At 60.8% G+C, this 25,393-nt stretch carries 25 protein-coding genes and 1 pseudogene; 15 read left to right on the top strand and 11 right to left on the bottom strand.

Annotation, left to right across the window (positions count from 1 at the left end):
- The 5 genes from ACZYSP_RS23990 to ACZYSP_RS23970 form a co-directional block, all read right to left on the bottom strand.
- The coding region (locus ACZYSP_RS23990) for a condensation domain-containing protein (protein ID WP_489016983.1) at positions 1-3,419 on the bottom strand (3,419 nt) is incomplete at its 3' end.
- 58 nt (positions 3,420-3,477) lie between these two features.
- Complete coding sequence (locus ACZYSP_RS23985) at positions 3,478-4,236, bottom strand: thioesterase II family protein (RefSeq protein ID WP_489016981.1); 759 nt, start codon at positions 4,234-4,236, stop codon at positions 3,478-3,480.
- Complete coding sequence (locus tag ACZYSP_RS23980) at positions 4,236-4,466, bottom strand: MbtH family protein (protein WP_093051643.1); 231 nt, start codon at positions 4,464-4,466, stop codon at positions 4,236-4,238. The genes ACZYSP_RS23985 and ACZYSP_RS23980 overlap by 1 nt, the downstream gene beginning before the upstream one ends.
- A 148-nt stretch (positions 4,467-4,614) precedes the next feature.
- A complete protein-coding gene (locus ACZYSP_RS23975; protein ID WP_489016979.1) occupies positions 4,615-4,884 on the bottom strand; it encodes a DUF4880 domain-containing protein in 270 nt (89 codons plus the stop codon).
- A gap of 48 nt (positions 4,885-4,932) precedes the next feature.
- Complete coding sequence (locus ACZYSP_RS23970; RefSeq protein ID WP_093051649.1) at positions 4,933-5,454, bottom strand: sigma-70 family RNA polymerase sigma factor; 522 nt, start codon at positions 5,452-5,454, stop codon at positions 4,933-4,935.
- Between the two features lie 269 nt (positions 5,455-5,723).
- Here ACZYSP_RS23970 and ACZYSP_RS23965 point away from each other — a divergent pair, with 269 nt between their 5' ends.
- Positions 5,724-6,569, top strand: a complete 846-nt coding sequence (locus tag ACZYSP_RS23965; protein WP_489016977.1) for a plasmid replication/partition related protein — start codon at positions 5,724-5,726, stop codon at positions 6,567-6,569.
- A 13-nt stretch (positions 6,570-6,582) separates the two neighbouring features.
- Here the strand turns inward: ACZYSP_RS23965 and ACZYSP_RS23960 are convergent, their stop codons facing one another.
- Positions 6,583-7,167, bottom strand: coding sequence for a BPSL1445 family SYLF domain-containing lipoprotein (locus tag ACZYSP_RS23960; protein WP_093051892.1), 585 nt, complete (start codon positions 7,165-7,167; stop codon positions 6,583-6,585).
- 235 nt (positions 7,168-7,402) lie between these two features.
- On the opposite strand from ACZYSP_RS23960, the gene ACZYSP_RS23955 reads away from it, so the two are divergent.
- Positions 7,403-8,098, top strand: coding sequence for a DUF418 domain-containing protein (locus tag ACZYSP_RS23955; RefSeq protein ID WP_489016975.1), 696 nt, complete (start codon positions 7,403-7,405; stop codon positions 8,096-8,098).
- Here ACZYSP_RS23955 and ACZYSP_RS23950 read toward each other — a convergent pair.
- The gene (locus tag ACZYSP_RS23950) at positions 8,082-9,908 is read right to left on the bottom strand and encodes a bifunctional metallophosphatase/5'-nucleotidase (protein WP_489016973.1); all 1,827 of its coding nucleotides are present in this window, start codon (positions 9,906-9,908) and stop codon (positions 8,082-8,084) included. The genes ACZYSP_RS23955 and ACZYSP_RS23950 overlap by 17 nt on opposite strands.
- Before the next feature lie 96 nt (positions 9,909-10,004).
- Complete coding sequence (locus ACZYSP_RS23945; protein ID WP_489016971.1) at positions 10,005-10,478, bottom strand: hypothetical protein; 474 nt, start codon at positions 10,476-10,478, stop codon at positions 10,005-10,007.
- Positions 10,479-10,641: 163 nt separating this feature from the next.
- Here ACZYSP_RS23945 and ACZYSP_RS23940 point away from each other — a divergent pair, with 163 nt between their 5' ends.
- Entirely contained in the window at positions 10,642-10,851 is a 210-nt protein-coding gene (locus tag ACZYSP_RS23940; protein ID WP_093051663.1) for a hypothetical protein, read from the top strand.
- 73 nt (positions 10,852-10,924) lie between these two features.
- On the opposite strand, the gene ACZYSP_RS23935 is transcribed toward ACZYSP_RS23940, so the two are convergent.
- Together ACZYSP_RS23935 and gstA are read right to left on the bottom strand one after the other, a co-directional pair.
- Positions 10,925-11,305 (bottom strand): HU family DNA-binding protein, encoded by a 381-nt coding sequence (locus ACZYSP_RS23935; protein WP_093051666.1) that lies wholly within the window; start codon positions 11,303-11,305, stop codon positions 10,925-10,927.
- A 132-nt stretch (positions 11,306-11,437) separates the two neighbouring features.
- Positions 11,438-12,049 (bottom strand): glutathione transferase GstA, encoded by a 612-nt coding sequence (gene gstA / locus ACZYSP_RS23930; RefSeq protein ID WP_489016969.1) that lies wholly within the window; start codon positions 12,047-12,049, stop codon positions 11,438-11,440.
- Between the two features lie 112 nt (positions 12,050-12,161).
- On the opposite strand from gstA, the gene ACZYSP_RS23925 reads away from it, so the two are divergent.
- The 12 genes and pseudogenes from ACZYSP_RS23925 to ACZYSP_RS23870 all read left to right on the top strand — a co-directional run.
- On the top strand, positions 12,162-13,103 hold the full coding sequence (locus ACZYSP_RS23925; RefSeq protein ID WP_489016967.1) for a LysR family transcriptional regulator: 942 nt from the start codon (positions 12,162-12,164) through the stop codon (positions 13,101-13,103).
- A gap of 221 nt (positions 13,104-13,324) precedes the next feature.
- Positions 13,325-14,629, top strand: a complete 1,305-nt coding sequence (locus ACZYSP_RS23920; RefSeq protein ID WP_489016965.1) for a tyrosine-type recombinase/integrase — start codon at positions 13,325-13,327, stop codon at positions 14,627-14,629.
- A 335-nt stretch (positions 14,630-14,964) separates the two neighbouring features.
- Positions 14,965-15,228, top strand: a complete 264-nt coding sequence (locus tag ACZYSP_RS23915; protein WP_489016963.1) for a helix-turn-helix transcriptional regulator — start codon at positions 14,965-14,967, stop codon at positions 15,226-15,228.
- Positions 15,229-15,410: 182 nt separating this feature from the next.
- Positions 15,411-17,717, top strand: coding sequence for a phage/plasmid primase, P4 family (locus tag ACZYSP_RS23910; RefSeq protein WP_489016961.1), 2,307 nt, complete (start codon positions 15,411-15,413; stop codon positions 17,715-17,717).
- A 128-nt stretch (positions 17,718-17,845) separates the two neighbouring features.
- Positions 17,846-18,067 carry an AbrB/MazE/SpoVT family DNA-binding domain-containing protein gene (locus ACZYSP_RS23905; RefSeq protein WP_489016959.1) on the top strand — a complete coding sequence of 74 codons (222 nt, stop codon included), beginning with the start codon at positions 17,846-17,848 and terminating at the stop codon, positions 18,065-18,067.
- 338 nt (positions 18,068-18,405) lie between these two features.
- Positions 18,406-19,050 carry a DUF6988 family protein gene (locus tag ACZYSP_RS23900; protein ID WP_489016957.1) on the top strand — a complete coding sequence of 215 codons (645 nt, stop codon included), beginning with the start codon at positions 18,406-18,408 and terminating at the stop codon, positions 19,048-19,050.
- A 211-nt stretch (positions 19,051-19,261) separates the two neighbouring features.
- Positions 19,262-20,140, top strand: a complete 879-nt coding sequence (locus ACZYSP_RS23895) for a phage exclusion protein Lit family protein (RefSeq protein ID WP_489016955.1) — start codon at positions 19,262-19,264, stop codon at positions 20,138-20,140.
- Positions 20,141-20,619: 479 nt separating this feature from the next.
- Positions 20,620-21,744: a radical SAM protein gene (locus ACZYSP_RS23890; RefSeq protein ID WP_489016953.1), complete on the top strand. Its 1,125-nt coding sequence runs from the start codon at positions 20,620-20,622 to the stop codon at positions 21,742-21,744.
- Positions 21,737-22,600, top strand: a complete 864-nt coding sequence (locus ACZYSP_RS23885; protein ID WP_489016951.1) for a hypothetical protein — start codon at positions 21,737-21,739, stop codon at positions 22,598-22,600. Before ACZYSP_RS23890 ends, ACZYSP_RS23885 begins: the two co-directional genes overlap by 8 nt.
- Positions 22,601-22,610: 10 nt before the next feature.
- Positions 22,611-23,225 (top strand): hypothetical protein, encoded by a 615-nt coding sequence (locus ACZYSP_RS23880; protein WP_489016949.1) that lies wholly within the window; start codon positions 22,611-22,613, stop codon positions 23,223-23,225.
- Positions 23,226-23,510: 285 nt separating this feature from the next.
- Positions 23,511-23,984 (top strand): hypothetical protein, encoded by a 474-nt coding sequence (locus ACZYSP_RS23875; RefSeq protein ID WP_489016947.1) that lies wholly within the window; start codon positions 23,511-23,513, stop codon positions 23,982-23,984.
- 322 nt (positions 23,985-24,306) lie between these two features.
- Positions 24,307-24,532, top strand: a pseudogene (locus tag ACZYSP_RS23870) (IS3 family transposase); the annotation flags it as partial.
- A gap of 77 nt (positions 24,533-24,609) precedes the next feature.
- Here the strand turns inward: ACZYSP_RS23870 and ACZYSP_RS23865 are convergent.
- Complete coding sequence (locus ACZYSP_RS23865; protein ID WP_489016945.1) at positions 24,610-25,284, bottom strand: hypothetical protein; 675 nt, start codon at positions 25,282-25,284, stop codon at positions 24,610-24,612.
- Positions 25,285-25,393: the final 109 nt, after the last annotated feature.

Raw genomic sequence — 25,393 nt, 5'->3', positions numbered from 1 at the left:
GCCGCACCCACCAGCGCCACATCGCCCACTGCCAGCTCAGGCTGGGCAGTCAATGCCTCCAGCACCGCCACGTAGTGCCCCGCCATCCGCTCGATCGTCTCCCGATCGAACAGCTCCGCCGCGTAGACCAGCCCCAGCGTCAACCGGCCATCGGGTGTCTCGCGGGCTTCCAGCACGAGTTCGAATTGCGCAGTTCCGTCTGGCAGCGCATGGTGCGCAACCTCCAGCCCCGGCAGCTGCGCCAACGCCCGATAGTCTTCGACAAGATGGTTGAACATCACCTGGAACAGCGGGCTCTGGCTCAGGCTGCGCTGCGGCTGCAGTGCTTCGACCAATTGCTCGAAGGGCAGGTCTTGATGCGTCTGCGCGCCCAGCACCGCTTCTTTCGCCTGCGCCACGACATCCGACAGCCGCATGCGCCCACCGATCCGGTTGCGCAACACCAGCGTATTGACGAAGAAGCCGATGATGTTTTCCGCCTCGACACGGCTGCGGTTTGCCACCGGAGCGCCGACGCGGATGTCTTCCTGCCCGGTGTAGCGGTGCAGCAGCGCCTGGAAGCCGGCCAGCAGCACCATGAACAGCGTGGCGCCCTCGGTAGCCGCGGCCTGACGCAAGCCGACCAGCAGTGCCCCGGGCACTTCGACGCTGTGGCGTGCCGCGCGATAGCCGATCTGCGCCGTGCGCGGACGGTCGATCGGCAGCGCCAGCACAGGATGTTCTTCGCCGAGCTGCGCGCGCCACCAGGCCAGTTGCCGCTCGGCCTCACCCGCGGCGAGCCAGTTGCGCTGCCACGCCGCATGATCGACGTATTGGATACGCGGCGCGGTGCGGCGCGACGGGGCATCGCCCTTCAGCCGCGCGGCATAGCCGGCCGCCAGTTCATCGAGCAGCACCTGCATCGACGCGCCGTCGGAAATGATGTGATGCATCACCACCACCAGCAGGTGCGAGGTGTCCGACAGGCGGATCAACGCCACGCGCAGCAACGGCCCCTGCGTCAGGTCGAAGGGCGCGGCATACAGGCGCTGCGCTTCTTCTGCGGCACGTGCTTCGCGCTCGCTGGCCGCGAGGTGACGCAGATCGATCAGGTTCAGAAGCGGTGCCCACGACGGGCTGATCAGCTGCTCTGCCGTGCCGTCAGCGCCTGCCAGGAATACCGTGCGCAACGACTCGTGGCGCGCGGCGATGTCTTCGAACGCGGCATGCATCGCGGCGGCATCCAGCGTGCCCGACAGGCGCAGCGCGCCGCTCATGTGGTACGCCGTGCTCTGCGGCGCGAGCTTCCACAGGAACCATTGACGCTCCTGTGCGTGCGACAACGGCAAGGGCTGCAGCCGGCGCTCGGCAGACAGCGGCTCGATGGCCGCCGTGCCGGGCACGCGGCCCGGACGGTCCTTGCGGCTGCGCACGATGGCCGCGCAAGCGTTCAGCCGGGGCTGCTCGAAGAGGTCGCGCAGATCGAATTCGATGTTCCAGTGCCGGGCGATACGCGCGCATGCTTGAACCGCGGCCAGTGAATTGCCGCCTGAGGTGAAGAAATGCGCGTCGTGCGCCAACGCACGGTCTTCGGGCCACTTGAGCACTTCCTTCCAGATGGCCGAGACCGCTTCTCCGATTTCGTCGAGCACCGGCGCTTCCGCCGGAATCGAAGACCCGCTGCCGCCGTGCGTGAAGACGCCGTGTTCGTGGATCGCATAGGCATCGAGGCTGCGCGCCGCAAGCCCCGCGCGGCACGCCTGCCGCTGGAGCTTGCCGCTCGATGTCTTGGGCAGCGCGCCCGGGTTGAGCAGCACCACGGCGGACGGCGCCTCACCGAACACCTCGCTGACCGCCGCACCCAGTGCATCGACCAGCAGGTGCGGAGGCACGAGCTTCTGCATGCTGCGCGAAACTTCCGCTGCCACGCCAATGCCTTCACCATCCGGCCCCGACACCGCGAAGGCGGCGACTCGCCCCTTGCGCACGGCCTCGATCTCGGTTTCGACGGTGCGTTCGATGTCCTGCGGGTAGATGTTGTGCCCGCGAACGATGATCAGGTCCTTGATGCGGCCCGTCACGTAGAGCTGCCCGTCGTGCATGAAGCCGAGATCGCCGGTGCGCAGCCAGCGCTGCCCTTCGTGCATGGCGAAGGTCTCGCGGGTCTCGCGCTCCTTGCCCCAGTAGCCGGCGCAGATGCTCGGGCCGCTGGCCCAGATTTCGCCGACCCGGCCAGCGTCTAGCGCGGCCAGCGAATCGGGGTCGGTGATGCGCACGTCGTGGCCGTCCGGCGCGGCGCCGCAGCCGACCAGCATCGTGCCCTGCGCGCTTTCCACGCCCTCGCCCCTGGCCAGTGCATCGGCGGAGAAGGCGCGCGCGACCAGCCCGGCGCCGCGCTGTCCACCGGTGACGAACAGGGTCGCTTCCGCGAGGCCGTAGCAGGCATACACGGCGTCGGGGCCGAAGCCTGCGGGCGCGAATCGCTCGATGAATTCAGTTTCGGTGTCTGCGCGCACGGGCTCGGCGCCGGTGTAGGCGACGCGCCATGTCGAGAGGTCGAGCCCCGCGAGCCGCGCGCCCTTCACGCGGTCGAGGCAGAGGCGATAGGCAAAGTCGGGACCGCCGCTCAGGGTGGCACGATGGCGCGAGATCAGTTCGAGCCAGCGCACCGGGCTTTCGAGAAAGTAGCGCGGCGAGGTCAGCACCAGCGGAATGCCGCTGTAGAGCGGCTGCATGAGGCCGCCAATGAGGCCCATGTCGTGATAGAGCGGCGCCCACGACACGAACTTGTCCTCCGGCCCGATGCCCATGCCGTCACGGATGGCGCGCTCGTTGGCGATGAGGTTGCCGTGGGTCACGATCACGCCCTTGGGGGCGGAGGTCGAGCCCGAGGTGTATTGCAGGAACGCAGCATCGTCCACAGCGGGCGCGAACGGCATCCATGCATCGGCGAGCGCGGGACTCACCTCGTCGACGGCAATCATCTCGGCCTGCGCGAACGCATCGGCCGCGCCGTCCATCGCGGCACGCATCGCCGCCGAGGTCAGCACGCAGCGCGCCTGCGAGTCTTCCGCAATGCCCGTCAGCCGCGCGAGATGCTGCGGCCGCATGGATTCGGGCGGGAACACCGGCACCGCGATCACGCCGGCGTAGAAGCACGCCAGCATGCTCACCGCGTAATGGTCGTCGTTGTCCAGCATGACGAGGGCGCGCTCGCCCTTCGCAAACTGCTGCTGCAGGCAGGATGCCAGCGCGCGCACGCGCGACTCGAAAACGGCGTAGGTGACCGGCTTCTCGAAGTAGGCGCCATCCGCCTCGCCCACCACCGTGAGCCAGACGTCGTCCGGCCGGCTTTGCGCCAATGCCCGCAGGTGTTCCACGAAGTTTGCGGACACCGGGTGATGCCCCAGATTCACCGTCGTTGCTGCCGTGTCTGCCATCTCGCTCACTCCAGAAAATTAGTAGGGGCGCAGCCGGCACCGGGCCGGCTGCGTTCACTCATGCCGCGTCAAGTCGATGCCCATGCAATGAGCCTTGATGCCTGCCGGCCATGGCCTGCCCCAGACGGCGCGTCAGTGCAGCCAGGAAGGCCGCCTCGTGCTGACGGATGAAGAAGTGGCCGCCATCGAACCAGTCGAGCGTGAACGCGCCGCCGGCATGCGCCGACCAGGCCTCGATGCGCGCCGCGTCGATGTCGTCCTGTCGGCCCGCGAAGACATGCAGAGGCATTGGAAGAGGCGCATCGGCCGTGTACTCGAAGCTCTGGCACACGCGGTAGTCCGCGCCCAGCGTGTCGAGGGTGATGCGCATCAGCTCGGCGCTGGCGAAGACTTCTTCAGGGGTGCCGCCCTGCTTGCGCAGATCGGCGATCAACGCAGCGTCGTCGTGCGTGTCGGGGAGGCGGCTCGGGTCGCGCCGCGACGGCGCGGAACTGCCCGACGCGAAAAGCGCCAGCGGCAACGGCCGGCCGAGCGCGCGCAGACGTTGCACGACGCCATAGGCCAGCAATGCGCCCATGCTGTGCCCGAAGATCGCGAAGCTGCCGTGCATCGCGTTCGTCTGCTCGGCGCAGATCCGCGCGACCTGGGCATCGTAGGTTTCGACGAAGCGCTCGCCCATGCGCATGCCCCGGCCCGGCAATTCGACAGGCACGAGTTCGATCCAGCGCGGCAGCTGATGCCGCCAGCGCAAATACATCGTCGCGCTGGCGCCCGCGCAGGGCAGGCACAGCAGCGAAACCCTCGCCGACCCGGCCATCAGCTTGCGGCAGCTTCCGCGGCCATCCAGTCGCGCAGCGACTTGGGGCGCATGTCGGTCCAGTTCTTCTCGACGAAATCGAGCGCGGTCTTCTTGTCGCCCTTCACGCCATCGACAGCCTTCCAGCCGCTGGGCACGGCCTTCCAGTGCGGCCAGATGGAGTATTGGTCTTCCTGGTTGACCAGGACGATGAAGGTTTCGTCTTCGCGATCGAAGCAGCTGGTAGACATGGGCGGTCCTTGTGCGGTTGATGGAGGAAGCAGGCGGGCAAGCGGGCCGGTGGGTGGCCGATTGCTGGGCTTCTGATCAACATGACGATTCGGGACCGAATCTGTTCACCCCGGTGCGGGGTGCGGCCAAGGGGCGCGCTGGCGACGATCAGGCGTCGTCGTCGCTGGGTGCTGCGTCTTCGGGGGATGCCCGGTTCCGGGTTTTCTTCCACGCATCGACGTCGATGGTGGGTGGCACGAGGCCCGCGAGCAGCCAGAGCCGGGCCGCCTTGTCGTAGGCCTTGCGGTGGGCAGGGTCGGCAAGAAGCCATGCCACCATTTCGACACGTGAACCTTCGCCGAAATTCTCGCGGTCGTGCTCGCGCCGCACCCAGTCCCATGCGGTGCGCCAGATGAGGTCGTCTTGCTCTTGTGCCATGCGTGTACGGTTTTACCTTACACGAAGCGGCACGGGAGCTTCTCTGCATCAATCCTTGATCAGGTGGCGCATCGCGCCGATGGCTTCGTCCGCCTCGGCAATCAGGCGGTTCACGAGCCCGAGCGCGCAGCCCATCTGCGCCGCGATGTCGCGCTGCGTGAGGCCTTCGAGACGGTAGAGCTGGAAGGCCACGCGCGTCCTCGGGGACAGCGCCGACAGCGCCTTCTCGATCAGGCCGACAGCCTGCCGGTCGCGCATCACGCGGTCCGGCGACGCTGGTCCCGGGACATCGAGCGTCTCGACGTCCACGTCGAAGGTGCGGTAGGTGGCTTCGAGGGACTGGCGGCGGCAGTGGTCGAGTGCGAGGTTGCGCACCACCTGGCAGCAATAGCCCATGGGCTTGTCGACCTTGCGGTCGCAGGCGCCGTCGGCAATGCGGAGATAGGCGTCCTGCACGACATCGTCGGCAAGGTCCGTGGTGCGGACGATCCTGCGGGCCACGTGCAGAAGCTGGGCCCGGTTGGCGACGAAAACATCTCCCAGAGAAGATTCGGACGTGAGTGACAGCATTTTTTGAGCAACTCCAGATTGGGGCCAGGCGTCGAAATTCGGAACGGCGCGCGTCGGGCGCATTGGCGTGGCTGCGGCTCTCCGGCCACATATTTAAATAAGAATCATTAATATTTACAAAAGGCTGACAGCGCAAATTTGCGACTGTGTCCTTACCTCTATAGACGTTTGGATGCACCAAACAGAGACACCCGGACGACGTCTCGAAAGCCGCCGGCCGGGCGCATCTAAAATTCCGCCCCTTTGCCCCGTTCCGCTTCCCGCCCCTCATGAACATCGTCGTCAACGAAGAACTCAAAGCCTATATCGACCCACTGACGCCGGAGGAACACGAAGCGCTGGAACGCAGCATCCTGGCCGAGGGCTGCCGCGACGCCCTGGTGCTGTGGGGCGACGTGCTGGTGGACGGCCACAACCGCTACGGCATCTGCCAGAAACACGACCTGCCGTTCAAGACGGTGCAGAACACGCGCTTCAAGACCATCGAGGACGTGCATCTCTGGATGATCGACCAGCACCTTGGCCGGCGCAGCATTTCGGATTTCCTGCGCGGCGTGCTGGCGCTGCGGAAGAAGGACATCGTCGACAAGCAGCGCAGCCGCGTCGCTGCTGAGCCAGCCTCGGCGTCCGACGCCCCGTTCGACGTCGATCCCCCCGCCGACGGCTCGCCGGACGACAGTGCGTCAGCCCCCACCCTGCCGCCACCCGCGCCGTTGAGCAGCCGCGAAGCCATCGCCAAGGCTGCACGCCTGAGCAGCAGCCAGGTCGGAATGATCGAAAAGATCCAGAAGCAGGCCGCGCCGGAACTGGTGGCAGCCGTGAAGTCGGGCGTGATCTCGATCAACACCGCAGCTGCCGTGGCCACGCTGCCGGCCGAGGAGCAGGTCTCGGCCGCGAACGCCGGCAAGGACGAACTCAAGCAGGCCGCCAAGCGCGTGCGCGAATCGAAGAAGAAGCCGCGTGAGGAGTCCGCCGAAGCGCATTCGGACGACGCACAACAACAAGCCAGGCCGGATGCGGTACAGGCGCTGGAACAGCGCGTGGCCGAACTCACAGCCGAGAACGAGGCCCTGCGCAAACAAGTGGCCGAGCTGCAGGCCCGGCTCGGCCACTGAGCCCAGCAGCCTGCTACGGCTGGATTTCGCTGATCTTCGCGCCCGACAGCGAGACGCCGGCTTCCAGCCCCACGTTCGTCATCACGAAGCCCACCACGGGCTGGCGCAGCGTGTTGGTGTCGATGCTGCCGTTGGCCCCGATAGTCGCGAGCGCCACAGTGGCGTCAGCGCCCGCTGTCCAGCCCTTGCTGCTGCGGAACTTGTCCAGCGCCGCCTGCGTAGTGAACAGATAGATCACCGCCTTCGATTGCGCACCCGCCTGGAAGCCCACCGACCCGGCGGTGGTGCTGTAGTACGACTGCGTGCGCCCGTTCACGCGCAAGGCGCCCCGGCCGTATTCAGCGCCCACGCCCAAGCTGGCCCCCATCACGGCAGGAAACACCAGCACGCCGCTCGACTTGGCGACCAGCTCGCGTGAGCCTCTCACGGAGTCGTACAGCTTGGACAGCGAGGCATCGACCTGGGCGTCGATGGAAGTGCGCGAAGACGCGCTGCTGGACTGATCCTGCGGTCGCGTGGTGGTGCACCCGACAAAGGCCAGGCTGCACGCCGCCACGGCGGATGAAAGCGCCAGCATGCGGAAGTTCATGGTTTTCATGACGAAATCCTTTGCAAAGAACATGAGTCGGCGAAGAAATCTCTGCCTTCGACAGCAGATCTGCTCATGCTAAGTCTGCAAAACCGGCACAAATCGGGTTGGAGACATCGGCCTACGCAAGGTCACGGCATCGGCGAACGGTGGTGCGCCCGGGGCCGGCCTGGAGGCGGCCCAAACGCAATGTTCGTGCAATGCAGATTCATAGCATCGCAGCGACCCCACTTTGCGCACTCCCATGACATTCGACCTCGCAAGGCCGTCGCGCCACCCAGGCGCCGGTAGCACCCGCCGCCTTGAACTGCTGGACTCGCTACGCGGCTTCGCGCTGTTCGGCATGCCGCTGTTCAATCTGCGCAGTTCTTCACTGCTCGAATTCATCGTGACGTTGATCGCGCTGCTCGCCCTGCTCTTCGGCCTGGGCTTCGCGATGCAGGCGGTGCGGCCTGGGGAGAAGCCCAACTCCATACGCCTGCTCGTTCGGCGCATGCTGCAGGAGTCCGTCGCCCACCGGCGGCTCTGGGTTCGCCTGTTGAAGGTGGCGCTCGTCGTGAGCTTGGCCACGACCGCGCCGCTGATGTTGTGGGACTCCGGCGGCGCGGGTGTCAGGGTGATGCGCCTGCTGCACCAGATCGCGCTCAGCCTGTTCTGCATGGCGGCCTTCGTGCTGCTGTTCCAGCAGACCCGCTGGCGGCACTGGTTGCGCAAGCTCGCGCCCATGGGGTGCATGGCGCTGGCGAACTGGCTCGCGCAGGCACTGCTCGGGCTGGGCCTGTTCTACGCCCTCGGGCCGAGCTTCGGCTTCTTGTTGGGCATCGCCGTGCTGCAGGCGATGCTCAGTTGCTGGTGGCTGGCGCGTTGGTCGTCCCGGCAGGCAGGCCAGCTGAACGCGGCCCGCCCCCTTCGCCAGCAACCGCTCAGGGCAGAACCGTAATGCGGTTCGTCGCCGGTGGCGTCAGCGGGCTGTTCGCCTTGATGTAGGCCTCCAGGGCGTCTACGTCCTGATCGCCGCCGAGCGTGTCCGTGCCCTGGTTGAAGACGGTGAAGTTGTCGCCGCCGGTAGCCAGAAAGCTGTTCATCGTCACGCGGTAGCTCGTGCCGTCGGCCATCGCGGTTCCGTTGAGCGACAAGTTGCTGATGCGCGAGCCAGCGGGCGCCGAAGTGCTGTAGCTGTAGGTGAAGCCTGCGGAGGGCAGCAGCACCTTCGGCGCGGCCACGGTGTTGGAGCCGCTGTTGAACTGCTGCTCCAGCACGGCCTTGATCTGCGCGCCGGTCATGGTCTTCACCACCAGGCTGTTGCCGAAAGGCTGCACGGCGAAGATCTGGCCGTAGGTCACGCTGCCGTCGCCGGCGGGCGCGAGGTCGGCGCGCACGCCGCCCGGGTTCATGAAGGCGATCTGCGCGGCGCCCTTGCCGGCCGGGCTGGTCGCTGTCAGTTGTGCGTCGGCGATCAGGTTGCCCAGCACGCTTTCCTTCGATGTGGTCAGCGTGCGCGTGGCCGTTGCGGTGAGCGAGCCCACCACGCGCTGCACCAGCGGCCCGGCGATGGTGAGGTACTGGTTGATGAGCGCAGCCACTTCCTGGTTCTTGTCGAAGGTCGGGTACTGGTCAGTCAGCGCGACGGTGGTGGTGCCGCTGGTGTAGGCCTCGCCCTGCACGATCACGTTGTCGGCCGCCTTGGCCGTCACCTTGCGCGTGCGGGTGTCGATGGTCAGGTTGATGTCGGTCAGCAGCGTGCCGTACTGGCCGGCGCTGGTCAGCAGGAAGGGCTTGGCCGGGTTGGTCTTGCCGTAGTCGCACACGTACGAGCGGTGCGTGTGACCCGAGATCACGATGTCGACCGAGGTGTCGAGCTTGTTGAGGATCGGCAGGATGTCGCCGCTCAGGCCGGCGCAGCTCTTGTCGTTGTAGCCCACGGTAGTGGTGCCGCCTTCATGGATGACGACGACGATGGCGTCCGCGCCCTGCGCCTTCAGCTGCGGGATCAACGCGTTGGCGGTGTCGGCCTCGTCCTTGAAAGTCAGGCCCGCGACGCCGGCCGGCGTCACGATGTTCGGCGTGCCCTTCAGCGTCATGCCGATGAACGCCACCTTCACTGTGGCGCCGTCCTTCGTGAAGGTCTTCATGCCGGTGGCGGGGAACAGCGTGTTGCCGTCGCCCTTCACGGTGTTGGCCGCGAGAAAGCCGAAGTTGGCGCCCGGAAAGCTCTTGTTGACGCGGCAGGGTTCGAGCGCGGTGTTCTTCGCGCAGCCGCCGTTCTTCATGCGCAGCAGTTCGGTCTGGCCCTTGTCGAACTCGTGGTTGCCGACCGCGTTGAAGTCGATCTTCATCGCATTCACGGCTTCGATGGTCGACTCGTCGAGGAACAGCGCCGAGACCAGCGGCGAGGCGCCGATCATGTCGCCGGCCGATACCACCGCGTTGTTCGGGTTCTTGGCCTTCAGCGAAGCGATGGCCGAGGCCAGGTAGGCCGCGCCACCGGCGGGCACCGGCACCGTGCCGCCGCCCTTGGCAGGCGCATTGATCGACAGCTTCGGCGGCTCGAGGTTGCCGTGCAGGTCGTTGAAGGCGATGAGCTTCACGTCCATGGTGCCAGGCACGGCGGGCGACGCCGGCGGCGGGTTGGTTGCCGCGGGCGGTGGCACGAAAGGAATGAAATTGTTTGAGTTGTCGCTGCCGCCGCAGGCAGTCAGGGTGGCGGCCACCACGCCGGCAACGGCAAGGCGCTTGAACGATGGATGCATGGGAACCTCTCTCCTCTGTTTTGAATGCAGCGGATGCTGGGGACGGCACATGACGGTGCCGTGAAGGCCCCTTGAGCCCGCAAGGAGATCGCCCGCTCAGGGCAGGAGCACGAGACGCATCGCAACGCCAGGGCCGAAGGCGGCCTGCAGCAGCGCCTTTGCCTGCACGCTGCGCTCGTCAGTCAGCGATTGCACGGCGAGCCAGCCCTCGGTCGGCCGCCGCTGCAGGTGCCAGCCTTCCTGCCCAAGGAGGATGAGCCGGGCGAGCGATGCGGCATCGGCCACCGGCAACGCCGCGGGCGTGATGTCGAGCCAGTCGGTCACCTGATCGCTCTCGCCGCCCAGGCGCGCGGCTGCGCCCTCCGCCAGTGCGTGCTGCGTGGCGACGTCCTGCACCGCGCCCTGCAGCACGATGCCGCCGCCGTGCCAGCGGATTTCGAGCGATGGGGCTGCATCCGCCACGCGAGCCTGCGCATCGCTGCCGGCAGTCAGTCGCCACGCGACGGCTGCCGCCAGGATCGCCAGGCAGGCCACCGACACAGCAACAAGAATTCTGAAACGCTTCGTCATTCGAGGCGCGAGCGTGCCACGCCGCGCGTTACGCCGATGTGACGGGCGCCTCCGATGGACGTTCGCCTACACGCATCGCCGCAGCGCGATACCCCACGAGTCGCCATATCCGATACGCTTGAGGCCCGCCCCCGCATTCCCCAACATCCCGAGGAACGAAACCATGGCAGCGAACGCGAAAGTCACAGGAAATGTCGAATACCGGGCCGGCGACGGCCCCCTGATCCTCATTCCCCAAGGGCCGATAGAGGTCCAGTTGGCGCCCGACAGCGCCGTGCTGAGTTGGGGCGATGGCGGCAGCACGCAGACGACGGCGATTCCCATTGCCGAATACCAGCGCTATCTGAGCGAAGGTGTGATCGAACCCGACTGAAGCGGCGCATAAATGCGCCACCAAATAAAAAACGGCCCCTAGGGGCCGTTTTTGTTTCTGCATTCGCAGCTTCTTACTTCTTCTTGGCAGCCACGGCCTTCTTGGCGGGTGCTGCGGCCTTCTTCGCTGCTGCGGGCTTGGCAGCCACTGCCTTGCTGTCGGCCTTGCGCTTTGCAGCCTTCGGGTCCACGGCGGCCTTGAAGGCAGCGCCCGGCACGAACTTCGGCACCTTCTGTGCGGCGATCTTGATCTTGGTGCCGGCGCTGGGGTTGAAGCCCGAGCGTGCGGCGCGCGCCACTTGCTTGAAAGTGCCGAAGCCGACGATCTGGACGGGGTCACCCTTCTTCACTGCGGCGACGATCGAGCCGGTAACGGTCTCGAGAATGCGCGCGGCTTCTGCCTTGCTGACGTTGTGGGCGGTGACGATTTTTTCGACGAGTTCGATGCGGTTCAACTGAGTTCCTATTAGGTTTGATTTCGCCATGTTGCCTATGGCGGCGCAGCACGAATACAAGCTGCAAGCGGGGCGGAGTTTATTCGACTGCGAGAGCCCGGATGTAACGCGGTCGCTTCAGGCCTTCATCGATCAGTCTTCGACCAGGCCTTCAGCCCGCATCGCGGCGCGCACGGCGGGGCGTTTCGCAACCAGTTCCATGTAGTGGCCTATCGCCGGCCATGAGGAACAATCAAGTCCCGCATGACGGCCGAGGCGCAGGATCGGATAGAGGTACGCATCCGCGACAGTGAAGTGTTCGCCGAGGATGTACGGCCCCGGCTGCACCAGCGATGCGATGCGATCGAAGGCGCGTGTGTCCGCGATCAGGCTGTGCTTGTAGCTTGCCGGCACGTCGGGATCGAACATCGGCGCGAAGCCTTTGTGCAGTTCGGTGGCCACGAAGCTCAGGGCTTCGGCCAGGCGATAGCGGGCCATGGTGCCGGCAGCCGGCGCAAGCCGCGAGGCTGGCACGAGATCGGCAAGGTATTGCAGCACGGCGAGGCCTTCGGTAAGCACCGCGCCGTCGTCGAATTCGAGCGCGGGCACCTTGCCCATGGGGTTGATCGGCAGATAGCTCTGTCCGGTGGCGGGCAGCATCTTGGTCTCGAGGTCGACGCGGACCATCTCCGCGGTCAGACCAGCCTCGCGCAGCACGATGTGCGGGGACAATGAAGAAGCACCGGGGCTGTAGAAGAGTTTCATGATCGGCTCCTGTTGGTGGTCAGACGGGGTTGTGTTGACGTGATCGATGTGCACGCCACAAATGGTGGCCGCGAGGGGCTTCATGAAAAAGCGGGTTGAGGGCACAAGATTGATGAGCCGGACTCACGAGTTGCCAATCTCGGAGGCCGATGCGCGCGTGTTCGTGACCGTGGCCGATGCGGGCAGCTTCACCGCCGCAGCGGCACTGCACGCGATGACGCCATCGGCCGTGAGCAAGGCCATTGGCCGGCTCGAAAGCGATCTCGGCGTGCAGTTGTTGGCGCGCACGACGCGGGCCTTGCATCTGACCGAGGAAGGCATGGCGTTTCACGAGCGTTGTGCGCGGGCCTTCGACCTGCTGGCCGAAGCGGCGGAAGAAGCTGGCGCGGGCACGCGCGCGGTGGCCGGCACGGTGCGCGTGGGGTTGCCGCCGCTCTTCGGAACGTTTCTCGTGGCGCCGCTGCTACCAGCACTACTCGCGCGGCATCCGAAGCTGCGCATCGAGATCGTGTCGACCATGCGGCTGTCAGACATCTTCGACCTGGGACTGGATGTCGCGATCGCGGTGGGCGCCCTGCCCGACTCGAGCCTTGTGGCACGGCCGCTTGGATACGGTCAGTTCGTCACCGTTGCGGCACCTGCCTGTTTCAAAGAGATGTCGCGGCCATCACGGCCCGAAGAGCTTCTTGAGCATCGATGCATGGCCTACACGCGGCCAGATGGTCGCGAGGATCCGTGGAATTTCAAGACGTCGGAAGGCCCGCTGCAGATCGAGCCACGAGCCGCAGTGCGGTCGGACGACATGCACCACCTCGCGGCAATGGCGGTGGCCGGGTTGGGCATCGCGCACCTGCCGATGTTCGTTGTGGGCGAGCACCTCGCCAATGGCCGGCTCGAAAGATTGCTGCGAGACTTCGAGCCCGCGCCAAAGCTCGCATCACTGGTCTATCCCGCGAGCCGGGCGATGCCTCGGCGCGTGCGCGCCTTCATCGACTTCCTGCTGTCGAACGAGCAGCAACTCGCAGGCGTGACACGCCCCGAAGCAGCAAGATGAAGTAATTGCGTGGGGAGGCCAGAAAGTGAAAAGCCCTTGCAACTCATTGAGCTGCAAGGGCTTCTGACTGGCGGAGTGGACGACGCAGCGAGCAGATTGCGGCACCGGCCGTTTTCGGTCGCCGCGTCGTAAAGGTGAGCAGCGCAAGATCGCCAACGCACGGCATCGTGCGGCAGTCACCGCCAGTTGGTATGAGTCGCTCCTTGAGTTGCACTCTACCCATGACAAGAAAATCATCCGTTCTGACAAATGCACTCGTGCGCGATGCAATAGCAAAGCATCCGAAAGCCCCCACCCTCTATGGCGACGGAGGTGGCTTGTATCTCCAAGTGACGCCCAGCGGAGTGAAGTCCTGGATTTTCCGTTTCAGCCTCGACAAAAGAACACGTTCGATGGGCCTCGGACCTTTGCGTGCTTGGTCTCTTGAACAGGCTCGAAAGCGGGCGCGCGAACTCCGAGTTTTAGTCGACCGGGAGATCGATCCCATCGAAGCCCGAGACAACGAGCGACAGGCACGGCAGCAAGAAAGATTGGCGCTGCGACCCGCGAAACCGGCCAGGAAACCAACCGACTACGAGCGCAAAACGTTCCGCTGGTGCGCTGATACCTACCTGCAGCAACTCAAAGATGCTCACCGGAACGAGAAACACTCCCTGCAGTGGCGAAGCACACTAGAGCAGTATGCGCACCCAGTTATCGGGGATAAATCGGTCGAAGACATCACCTCCACTCACGTCTTACAGATCATCGAGCCGCTCTTCAAGCGGATTCCCACCACGGCTCAGCGGGTACAGCAGCGAATCGAGAAGATTCTTGCATGGTGCATTGTTCGCGGCCACCGAAAAAATCAAGAGAACCCGGCCAGATGGCGCTCACATCTGAGCGAGGCCATCCCCGCCGCACATCGCAAGGTGGTCCCCAAGCACCATAACGCGTTGCCATATCAACAAATGCCGGCGTTCATGGACCGAATTCAGCGGGACGGCACCGACGGCAGCGTTCTTCTGCAATTCATCATTCTCACCATGTGCCGCACAGGCGAGGCGCGTGGCGCCACTTGGGCCGAAATTTCGCCGGATCTCTCAACCTGGACAATCCCAGCCGGGCGCATGAAGGGCGGCGTCGAGCACCGTGTTCCTCTGTGTGCCGCGGCGCAATACATCCTGCGGCACCAGAGGGAAAGGAACGATCACATGCTCGCGCCCTCTTGTTTCGTCTTTCCTGGCCGCAAGGCTGGGCGCCCCATCTCGGACGCTGCTGCCATCGAATTTCTTAAGCGCATCGAACGCACGGATTGCACCCCTCACGGCATGCGTTCTTGCGCCAGGATGTGGGCGGCCGAGTGCACCGACTTTCCACGCGAGATTTGTGAACAGGCGCTCGCGCACAAATTAAGGGACCGGGTCGAAGCGGCCTACCAGCGTGGAGACTATTTTCACAAGCGACGAGCATTGATGGAGGCTTGGGAGAGGTACTGCCTTTCAACGCCCTCCCACGAAAACCACTCCCCTTCGTCCGATAGTTGACGCCGGCATTCTCATATGGCTAGACTTGCGGCAGAAATTTCCCTAGAGGGCGGAAATTTCTGGTGCTCAGCCAATATGCGCACCATCGTATGCAGAGCACTGCGCCTTAACCCGCTGGCATACGATTCCTCCGCACAGCTCACTATCGAGCACGCGCCGCCTGCCGAAAGGCAGATAAAGGCTCACCGGGCAAACGCGTAATAGCCCGATTGAGCAAACAGCTCCCGCTGGCGGTTTTGCGAGGTCTTTCCACGTTAGCTTTTGCTAACCGGAGAGGATCTTGCGAGCCTAAATACCTTGCAGCCCTACTGGTCCTCTCCCTCATTGGAGATTCCATGAAAAGGCTCATACGCAAGGCGGATGTCCGCGCCAAGCTCAATGTCGGCAACACAAAGCTGCACGACATGATTCGCTCCGGAGATTTTCCGGCGCCGATCAAGTTACCCACGCTATCAGGCAAGCCGGGACGTACCTCGTATTGGTCTGCCGACATCGTCGATGCCTGGATCGATGCGCAGATTCGCGCCGGCTATCAGAACGCCTTGAAGAATCGCGGAAACGATCCCTTCGGCCGCCCTAACAGCGGGGCGAGCAGTTAGTGCCATGGCGCGCTCTTCCCCCTCACAAAGAAACTGAGTAAAGCGAGTGAGGTGAGTTAGCGGCTGTATTTATTCATTTTTTACTTGCTTGAATCAAGCAACAAAAATAGCCACAGCACTCACTTCACTCATACCGCTATCGATCCCTGCCTGTACCAGGCATCACCGATGAAGGATTTTCCATGCTTACATGGGATGACGAAGTGACCTCGCAGATTCGCCGCGTGGTCGAGACCGCACACTACCCCGAGCTTCCGTTCACCATCATGCAGATGGCGCCTGATGAGGAGGGTGAGCTTGAGTGCAAGACCTACTACTGCACCTACTCTGAGCATGTCGCGCGCATGAAGGCCGACGGACTTGAGTTGTATGAGGCGTACTTTGCACTATGCACCAGCAACGACCAGAGCATGCGTGTCGGCAACCACACGGAGTCTTGGGCTGTCGCCGTAGATTTCGACCACGGCCTGCCGGACCTATGCCTCCCAGGTCAACCGCTGGCACCAACCATCGTCATTGCTACGTCGGGTGGACGCTACCACTGCATTTGGCAACTGACTGAGACGATTCCGGCGCATCGGATGGGACGATTGGCCAAGGTCATGGCGAAGCGGCTCGGCGGCGACATGGCCTTTGCCCGCGTGAATCAGATGGTCCGCTTGCCACGGTTCCGCAATCGCAAGTATGGGACGGTTGTACTCCTGCGGGAAGACTTGTGCAGTAGCGCCGAATACTCGCCAGACTTCCTCTGGAAAGCGTGCGACGGCGCGTTGTACGAGGCCGGCATTGCCATCAGCAGCCCGAAGGTCAACCACATACATCCGCATGTGCTGCGCGACAGCCCTGACATCACCCTCAAGCACACACGTGCCGCAGTGGACCATCTGAAGAGCCGCCGCTACGCCGAGAACTACGAGACTTGGTTCAAGGTCCTTGTAAACCTCGCGGCGCTGGGCCACGAGGGTCGCATGATCGCATTGGCGTTCTCAGAGGGCTCGCCGAAGTTCGACGCCGACGCCTTCGAGAAGAAGTGGGCGAGCGTCTGCAAGAGCGGCAACGGTGCGCTATCAACGCTGTTCGCCATGGCCCAAAAGGAAGGCTGGAAAAACCCGGGCTGGTCTGACTTAGATGGCGGGGAGCCAGCGCGTGCGATCACGGACCGCGAGTTTGGAGACCGCGTAGCTGCCGAAATGGCGGGTACCGTAGTCGCGCTGGACGGAGAACTGACTGCGCGCGGTGTGACGACGCAGTTCTACGAATGGGATGGCACCGTCAACCGGCCGCTTACGGCGCGCCAGAAGCGAGCGCGCGTTGCCGCAGCGGCTGCCGCCGTGATCAAACGCGGCCGCCAAACGGGCAATGAGGCCGCGTGGAAGGCGCACGAGAAGAAGCTGGGCAGCAACAAGCTGCTTGAGGAGGTTTGCGAGCACGTTTCGGAGGCACTGGTTCCCATGTCCGAGCCGCGAATCGTGAGCGGGGCACCGTACCTGCCGGTCGCCAACGGAGTCGTGAACCTGCTTACCCGTCAACTGGTGCCGGTCGACTACCGGGCCATTGCCAAAGTGTCCGCGCCAGTCACCTTCGATCCTGCAGCTACGGCCGAACGCTTCGTTCGCTTCCTCAACGAGGTGCTTGAGGAAGATCAAACCATGATCGCGTATGTAGTGCGGGTGCTTGGCTATGCGCTGATGGGCAATCCGGTGGAACAGGTCATGTTCATCTTGTTGGGCCCCAGCGAGAACGGCAAGTCCACACTCATGGAAGTCGTCCTCGGCATTCTTGGTCCGTTTGCCGGGCGGCTTCGCACCGAAACATTGATGCAGAAGTCGCACGTCAACGATGGAGCCAACCCTGCGCTCGCTAAGCTCAAAAGTTCACGCGTCCTCGTGATCGCCGAGCCAAATCGTACTCACAAGCTGGATACGAGTCTCGTGAAGCAGTTGACGGGAGAAAAGAAGATCTATGTCCGCGGTCTGTATTCCGGCGGCGAGGAGATCGCCATCGAGTGCTGCCTGTTCATGACCGCCAACTTCATGCCGTTCGCCGAGGCCCAGGACAAGGGCTTGTGGCGTCGTATCCGCGTCATTCCGTTCGACCGTACCTTTAGCCCGAACCAGATCAACCGGAATCTGACGGAGGAGTTGAAAGCTGAAGGCTCCGGCATCTTGAACTTGCTGCTGGGCGGACTCGCTGATTACGTCGCGCAACGAGGCTTGAATCCACCAGAGAAGGTCGTGCAAGCGGTGGACGCGTTGCAGCAAGAGGCCGACTCGTTCGAGGTGTTCTTGCAGGAGCGCTGCACCATCGACCACATGAAGAGCATCAAGCTGAAAGATCTGTGGGCGGCGTATCTGGACTGGGCGAAGCTGAACAGCAAGTTCCGCGTTCTGACCAAGACGGAAATGACGGCGCGCTTGGAAAATCGTTTTGAGCGCGGGAATGTCGGGAACCTGCCTACGTTCAGTGGCTTGACCCTTGCGACCGACTAATTCATCGCTTCAGCCCCTCCAAAAGGGCGGCTGGCGGCATGCCTGATGCGTCGAACTGATGTCATGGGCATGCCGCTCGTTGCCAATTTCGCACTGTAGCCGCGTGGCTATCAAGGAAGGAACTCGTCATGACTACGTTAGGCACATGGGGCAACGCGTTGGCCTGCCGCATCAACAGCGACATCGTCCGTTTGGCAGGCCTGCGTCCAGGTCAAGTTATGGAAATGCGGCTGAACGATGACGGTTCAATCCGTCTGTGGCCGGTTGGCAGGGCCGCCCAGACGCGAGCAAAGGCCTTTCACCACACGCAGGCCGTCGATGCGACCACCAAGGAGGAAACGAAATGGTGAAGCGAATGCTTGAATTGATGCTCCAGTCGCAACCGCCTGGTCGGCTCTGGATCATTGGGCAAACACGCTCACAGGCGGTGCAGGACGTGTTGAACCTAGCGCTCAGGACGCTGATGCTGTTCAGCCCCTTGGCTTGCCATTGACGGACTGGTGGCGGGCGTGGCTGGTTCGTCGATCATCTGCAACTGCCGGCCACATCGAGGGCACACACCTAATCGTGCGCTGGCGGTGGGGCTTCGGCTACAGTCGCCCAAAACCTGCCATCCGCGCCGGTTTGACACGGCCCCTGCAGCGGACTGGAACATGATGGCAACGTGCATTGAGGACAGCTCGCAAACATGAGTAATCTGGAAGCAGAGGCCGATCTTGCCGAATTGCTGACGATCAGCGAGCCTTTGGATGCAGACGTCGGCAAACTGCTGGGGAAATGTCAGCCCCGTTCGACGCGCGGCGTCATTGCCATGGCGTTGTGCAGAACGGCGTATGAGCATGCCCTAAGCCAGCGACTGCTATTGGAAGTCGGGCTGACGGGCACAGCTCTGGCGATCTGCCGACTCCAATTCGAGGCCGTAGTGCGCGCCGCCTGGACCACGCAGTGCGCAACGGATGAATGGCTTCAAAAGTTCGCAACGCCCGTCGACGGACCCGAGCATAAAGAGCCGGCATCGCAGGTGTCCATCGCAACCATGCTGAAGCACATTGACCAGCAGGTTCCACACGTTGCTGCCGAATTCTCGCGCCTGCTGAGCACGATAAAGGCAATGCATTCGTTTGTGCACAGCGGTTCGCAGGCGGTCGCGCACGCCCTGATGCCGTCATACCCCCCTGAGAACTTGATGGCTGTGGTTTGGAACCGGAACTTGCTGCAGTGGTACACAGCAAACGCTGCAGTCATAGCCGCTCAGGATCAGGGCCTCGTGCCTCGCACGCGCCTACTGCGGGAGAAGCACGGCACATGCATGCCGCCGACTTTATCCGGCTAGTCAAGGCACGAACGGTCAAGAGCCGCCCAGAGGCGCAATGAGGCCAGCAACGGTTGGGGGCGTAGCCACACTGCCGACGCTCGGCCCAGACGTTTCGCGATGGCGACTTCAGGCAAGATCACCACAGCACTTTGCGGCGCGCCCCCAACAACCATTCGACAATCAAGCCGACTAGCGTCGACGTCGAAATCTACTTGAGGCAAAAGCCAACATGAGTCATCTAACGGCCGAAGTGATGAAGGCATTCATGAAGGGCGTTCGTTCGGCGCCAGCACGAATCGCGCCTGAGCGAGGGGCAGAACTAGAGACAAGGATCTTCGAGAACGAAAAGTGGCAAATTCGAGCGGCCGAGGGTGAGGCACAGTTCTACGCCTTGCCAGGGGAGCAGAGGGAAATTGCAATCTCTACGGCAGGTCTGGCAAGCCTCTGGTGTTTAACTTACGCTGCCGTAAACATCATGGACATCGCGGGTCGCGCGCAACGCGCTGGTCGCGCCGACATCACGCTTGAATACCACGAGCGACGGATCGACGAGTATGTTCAATACGCCCGTTCGCTTTTTCATTCTGACAAACCATGGCCGGCCAACCTGCCCCTCCCGGATGCAGCAGCGCCGTATGACTCGTTGGAGGGCCGAGTAAACAATGCGTTCTATGGTGCCATCGCTTGGTTGTTACTTCATGAGGTCGCGCACTTGCATCTGGGCCATCAAAAGCAGTCGCCTCCAAGCATTCGCATCAAAGATGAGCACGCTGCGGATCAGTTCGCGACTGAGTGGGTTCTCAAAGATTCTGGCAATGGGCTGGCACTCGAATTCCGGCTGGTCGTTACGTCTGTCGCGGCAGCCTGGGTTGTCCTCGACGGAACGGTAAAGTCCAAAGGCCCCGATCACCCGGCGGCAATCACTAGATTCAATGAAATAACATCCTTGTTTCGCGCGGCAGGTAACCGTAGTGCGGGCTTAGAAAATGCTGCCTATGTGTTTCATTTGATCTTCGACCCCCATACGCCCCTCTCTAAGCAATTCGCAGATCCTTTGGCCTTGTTTGACGCTGTTGCTTCGCGGATGAACGAAATCTTTGAACGCTGATCCACAAGTGCGCACTTTTCTGCCTCCCCTTTCATCGTTGGGCTTGGGCGCAAAGCAGGCGAACCGTGCTACTGAGAGGCATTCGGGAGGTGTTGAAGGCGCTTACCGCGTTGAGCTCGTGGAGTAGGCGCTTGCAGTTTCGAGGCGGCGGGCCCGTACCTGCACTGTAGCCCAGCTCCGCCAGTCCTCTGAGCGCGCCATGCGAGAGTTTGATTAAGTATCGGGGCCTTCGGCAGGTTCGCGCCGATACTGAAAACGACATCTATATGAAAGGGGCGTGAGGGAGGCGGCCCGCGGAGAAGACGAGTCCTGCAAGCGCAACCACTGGGGGTCGTGCTGATGGATGCTGGTGGCGGGTGTGGCGGGTAGTCATCCCCCTCGAAGCCGAACGCAAGGAGCAGGCTTCTTGGCGCCACGTAGGGTATGTACTTACTCAAGAAAGGAGTCCCACTCCTAAAGTGCGTCAAGGAGCGAAGAGCATGGATGCCCCGATTACTTGGGTTATCAAGAGTTCTAAGTTGTGCAACCTGCGGTGCACGTATTGCTACGAGTTCGACAGTCTGGATGATCACTCCCGAATTCCGGAGAGCCAGTTTGTTGCAGCTTTCTCCAAGATATCGAATTTATCGGCGCACTTCGGTGCGAAGCCAAAGTTCTGTTGGCATGGCGGGGAGCCGCTCCTTCTCCCACCCGCATATTACGAGGCTGCATTTCGCGCACAACGTGAGGTGTTCACTCAAGAGTCCGTCTCCAACGTAATTCAAACAAACTTGACTGCCTTGGGGCCAAGGCAACTCGCGCTGCTTAAAAAATTCGACCATGTCTCCATTTCGTTGGACTTATTCGGAGCGCATCGAGTTACTAAGACTGGCCGAGATTCTCAAGACATTGTTCTCGAGAATTTAGCGCATTTATCCAATGAAGGTATTCGAGTAGGTGCGATCTCTGTTCTCACTAGAGAAAATATCGGACAGGTATCTCAGATGTTCAGATTCTTTAACGAGACGGGCATTAGTTTTCGAGTTCTCCCATACTATCGGGCTGCCAGCGGCGAGCAAAACGACTCTCATGCAGTCGACTACAACGCGTTGCTCGGCGCATATTGTGAACTGATGGATTTGTGGTTTTCGGAGGGGCGCGGAATCAGCGTCTTGCCAATTGACGAATTTGTTCGAGCAGCGGTGATTCATTTAAGCGGGGTTCCGGGCGCTCAGATGGCATATAACAAAAAACTCCGAGAGTATGTATATGTCGTTGATACAAATCTTGATGTTTATTCGGTTGCCGATACATACGAAGCATCCTACTGCCATGGAAATCTACTCACTGATTCAGTTGAACAGCTTTTGCATTCGCCTGGGCGCTTGAGAGCGATTCAAGGCGCAGAAGATCGAGTAGAAAGTGCTTGTAGCTCCTGTAAATATCTTGGGGCTTGCAGCAGTTGGCCTATTGCCGAAGCAACGGCTGTCGAGCGCGCGATGATCTCCGGGCAGTCACATTGTGTCGCTGCCGCGGCCATGATTGCACGCGCTGTCGAATGGATTTCGTCGGATCCCACACTCGCTCATCAGTTGTCTCCTCAGTGTGAGACTCACCATGTCTAATTTTCTTGATCTTCATGCGCGCCGACGCTTCCTAGCTATGTCTGCTGCGATTGCGGCAGTACCGAAATGCGCCTTCAGTCAAGAAGCAGGGGACTATGCCGTTAGCTCATTAATAATCAGAAATTTCCCAATTGCCACATTAGCAACATGCAATGATCTGCGGCTGACGATTCAGAAATTTGAATCTGAAATTAAACGCCTAAACGCCGATTTCACTGGAGTTGGCGCCGAGATTTTTCAGCGAATGCAGGCGGAAAAGAAAAATCTTCAAAACGCGATTGAAAGAGCCGAAGAAAATAAGAAGAATGCAAAGATAGATGCGGCGTTTGCCCAAGTAAATCTTGCGCTGAGTTTAGTTTTCGTTGGAATTGGGTGCGCTCTTGTGGCACCTGTTGCAATCGGCATTGTTGCTGGAACATCTGTTCTAGCTGGAACCGCATCTTTTGCATTTCAGGCCTATGCCAAATCGGGATCGGCAGCACCCTCATTCGTGCTGGGCTATGGCCGAGACCGCGCCATCATGTTTACCGAGTTGGCTGCCGCCAACGCCGGCAGTTCTGCCGGAAAGCTCCTTGCATCCACAATGAGCGCGGCAGCACTGCTTATCGGCTCCTATGAAGTGTATTCAGCAAACACCGATGCAAAATCAGCAGCCCAAGCCCTTGAGAATTGCATTGTTTCTCTGAAGGCAATTGACCAACGCCTAACTCAATTCGGAGCAAATAAGGCGATGTGGGCAAACGTATATCAGAAGCACCTTCAGGCAGCCCGTGACTCTTTGTTGGATTATGTCAAAAGTACGGAGAAAAATAACTGTTTAATTCGACTTCCTGGCCCAATAATTCACAAACCCTAGAGGAATTCCGATGGCGCTCAATCATCCCGTGATCTGGCTTGCAAGTGGCACGCTCGCAGGCGTGACCGCAACTGCTAACGCACAAAACCAGCAAAATTCTATTGACCCGAAACTGAAAGCCCCCGCCATTACGGCATTATCACAAGTCACTCAAGGGCAAATTAACGGCTGGGTGACAAAAGTGCAGACCATCAAGCCAAATTTTGCGCCATCCAACGATCCAGATTACAGTGAATTTTGGATAGAGATGCGCCCCGCAACACCAAACGACAAAGTGCTTCCAGCTTTCTCCAGTGTTGCACCATTTTCCGCGAAGCTCTTGCCAAATACGCTTGCAGCGGGCACTGTGCTTAAAAAAACATTGCAACCCAAAGACCTGTCAAATTATGTCAATAAAAAAATGTCAGGATTCGATCCAACCCTCGCGAACTGGTCCGAAGAGGCTTGGGGCGAAATCACTCCCACCTTTGCTGAGATAGCTGGGCCGGACGACGAATACATGAAAAAGGGGAAAATAGCCAATGGGAACCTGACTATTCGGGCTCTAGACAATGGAAAGCCCGTGCCGCCCGAGTATTACAAAGACATATTAAAAAATGTCAAAGCGGCGAGTCAAAGTAAATAGCTCCTAATTGACGCTTGTGGACGCTCTGCACATTGTCCGTAGATGGCTAGGCGGCGTAGGCAGCTTCAGTAGGTCGACAAGTGGGGAAAATCTTGCCGGCTTTGCCGTTTTTTTCGATGGTCAGCAAACAATCAACGCACCCATGTTGCAAACGGCGGAGGCTGTGAGGATGCAGGTAGCTGCGTCGCGCAAGCCGATCAGTCATTTAGCGATACGCCACACTTATAGCTACATTGCCATAGCAACATCGAGCCGAACTCAGGAGCCTGCTGACGACATCACGGCTTGCATCTGAACACCAAACTCAGAGAGTCCGGAGACGATGGACGCTCTTCTAAAATCAGTCCCCTGCCCCTCAACACAAAACAATCCATGCCAGAAGCAAAGAATATGAGTTACGCCGAGATCCAGAAACGGATCAACGACATGGATGTTGAACGTGCAGAGCTTGAAACAGTGCTTCAAGCCAAGCGTGGTGAGGAAATCAAGGTTCTCGCCGACGCCTACGCGAAGAAGCTTCAGGCGGGAGGGTTTTCGATCTCCGAGGGCATCAAGGCATTGGCACCATACGACACCGCAACGGCCAAGCGTTCGGGCACTGGACCGCGTCCGGCGCGCGAGGTCGAAACCGGCAAGACGTACAAGAATCCCGAAACCGGTGAGACATGGAAGGCCGGAGCAAAGGGCCGTGTTGTCGGGTGGCTTCAAGCTCAGATCAATTCAGGCAAGCGCGCTGCGTCCTTTGCAACAGAGGCATAGATTCCGGGACGGCACATCGACCGCCAGAGTAGCACCGTCCCAACGGGCGGCCAGCTCATTAAGCTTCGCAGTCACGGTGGGGCTTCGCGCCACCTGCGCTACTTGCACCCCCTGCTGCACCTCGGAGAGTCAAGCGCCAGCCGCCCTGGCCTTGACCGTAAGCTCATCGAGCGCTTTGGCCGATGCAGGCCAGACACCGACTCAACACCGAGAGGCGCCGGTGTCGGCAATGTCGCCGTCTTTCTATCAGTCTGCCGAGCGGGATGACGGTACCGACATCATGCGATGGTCCGCGAGTGGGTCGATGCGAAGCTGATTCGTGATGTCGCGCAAGCGGTACTCGCCTGATACCCCCGGCATGCGAAGGCTTCTTCGGCCTATTGAAAACCGAGCTGTTCTATCTTCGGAGCTGGCAGTCCATGAGCATCGAGCAGTTCATACAGGCCGTGGACTCCTACATCCGTTGGTCAACGAAAAGCGGATCAAGGTTTCGCTGGGCTCCCTCAGCCTCGGGGAAGTACCGACAGAGCCTTGGATTTTTTGCTTAAACAGTCCAAGATTTAGCCCGCCCCGTGAATCATGAACCTTCTGTGCGCGACCGGTCTTTCTCCAAGATGCTAGGGGTTTAAAGTAGGCCATTCTTTTTTAGAGCGTCCGTGGCATTTTTTATGTGGTCAAGGATCGCAAACCTGTCACCAATATTAATGGATTCTTCTGATTTCTTCGGTAGAAGTTTTTCAGCCTGCTCCGCCCGAAATTTTCTATGCTTTCTTTCGGCATCCAACCCCTCTACATCGCCATGCATCTTGATCATTTCCAAGGCGCACACGAGGAAGATAGTGTCCCTACTGTCTTCAACAAATGATTCAACCGTCGCATCCTCCTCATTGAGAAATGGCTTGAACCTTTTGAATATTTCCTTTTTTCTATTTGGTTTTAAGCCAGAAAGATAGTCTTTCAAGCTAGAGTCAACATTGGAGATGTTGTGAATGTAGTCGTTCCTTATCTCGGCAATGGTTAAGAAAAAGAACTTTTGATCTCTGTTAATTATTTTCAGATCGTGCGCCAACGCAATTCTTGTCGCTTGCGACAAGTTGCTGATCGAATCGAATATTTCAGGCTCATCTAACCGTTGGGTAAGAGTTTTTGTGAAAACGCCTTCAATCAACTGGGCAAGCTTAGATATGAAGCTCCAAGAATTTTCATCATCGTGTATGTCAACAATGAAGTCCTCGGCCACTTTCAATTGTTTGCTCAGACGGCCGAAGGAAATTTTCAATATCTTTTTTTGAAAGCTCATACGGATTTAATTTTCGATATATCAACAGGTTGCCTGTCGCGCGAGATGAGAAATACATTTCCTACCCATTTTGACGAATCGAAGATACTTGCGTTATCCGCGGTTTCAT

The sequence above is a fragment of the Variovorax sp. F042 genome (genome assembly GCF_057814215.1).
The sequence above is the reverse complement of the archived record's forward strand: the minus strand, read 5'-3'. Positions and strand labels throughout refer to the sequence as shown.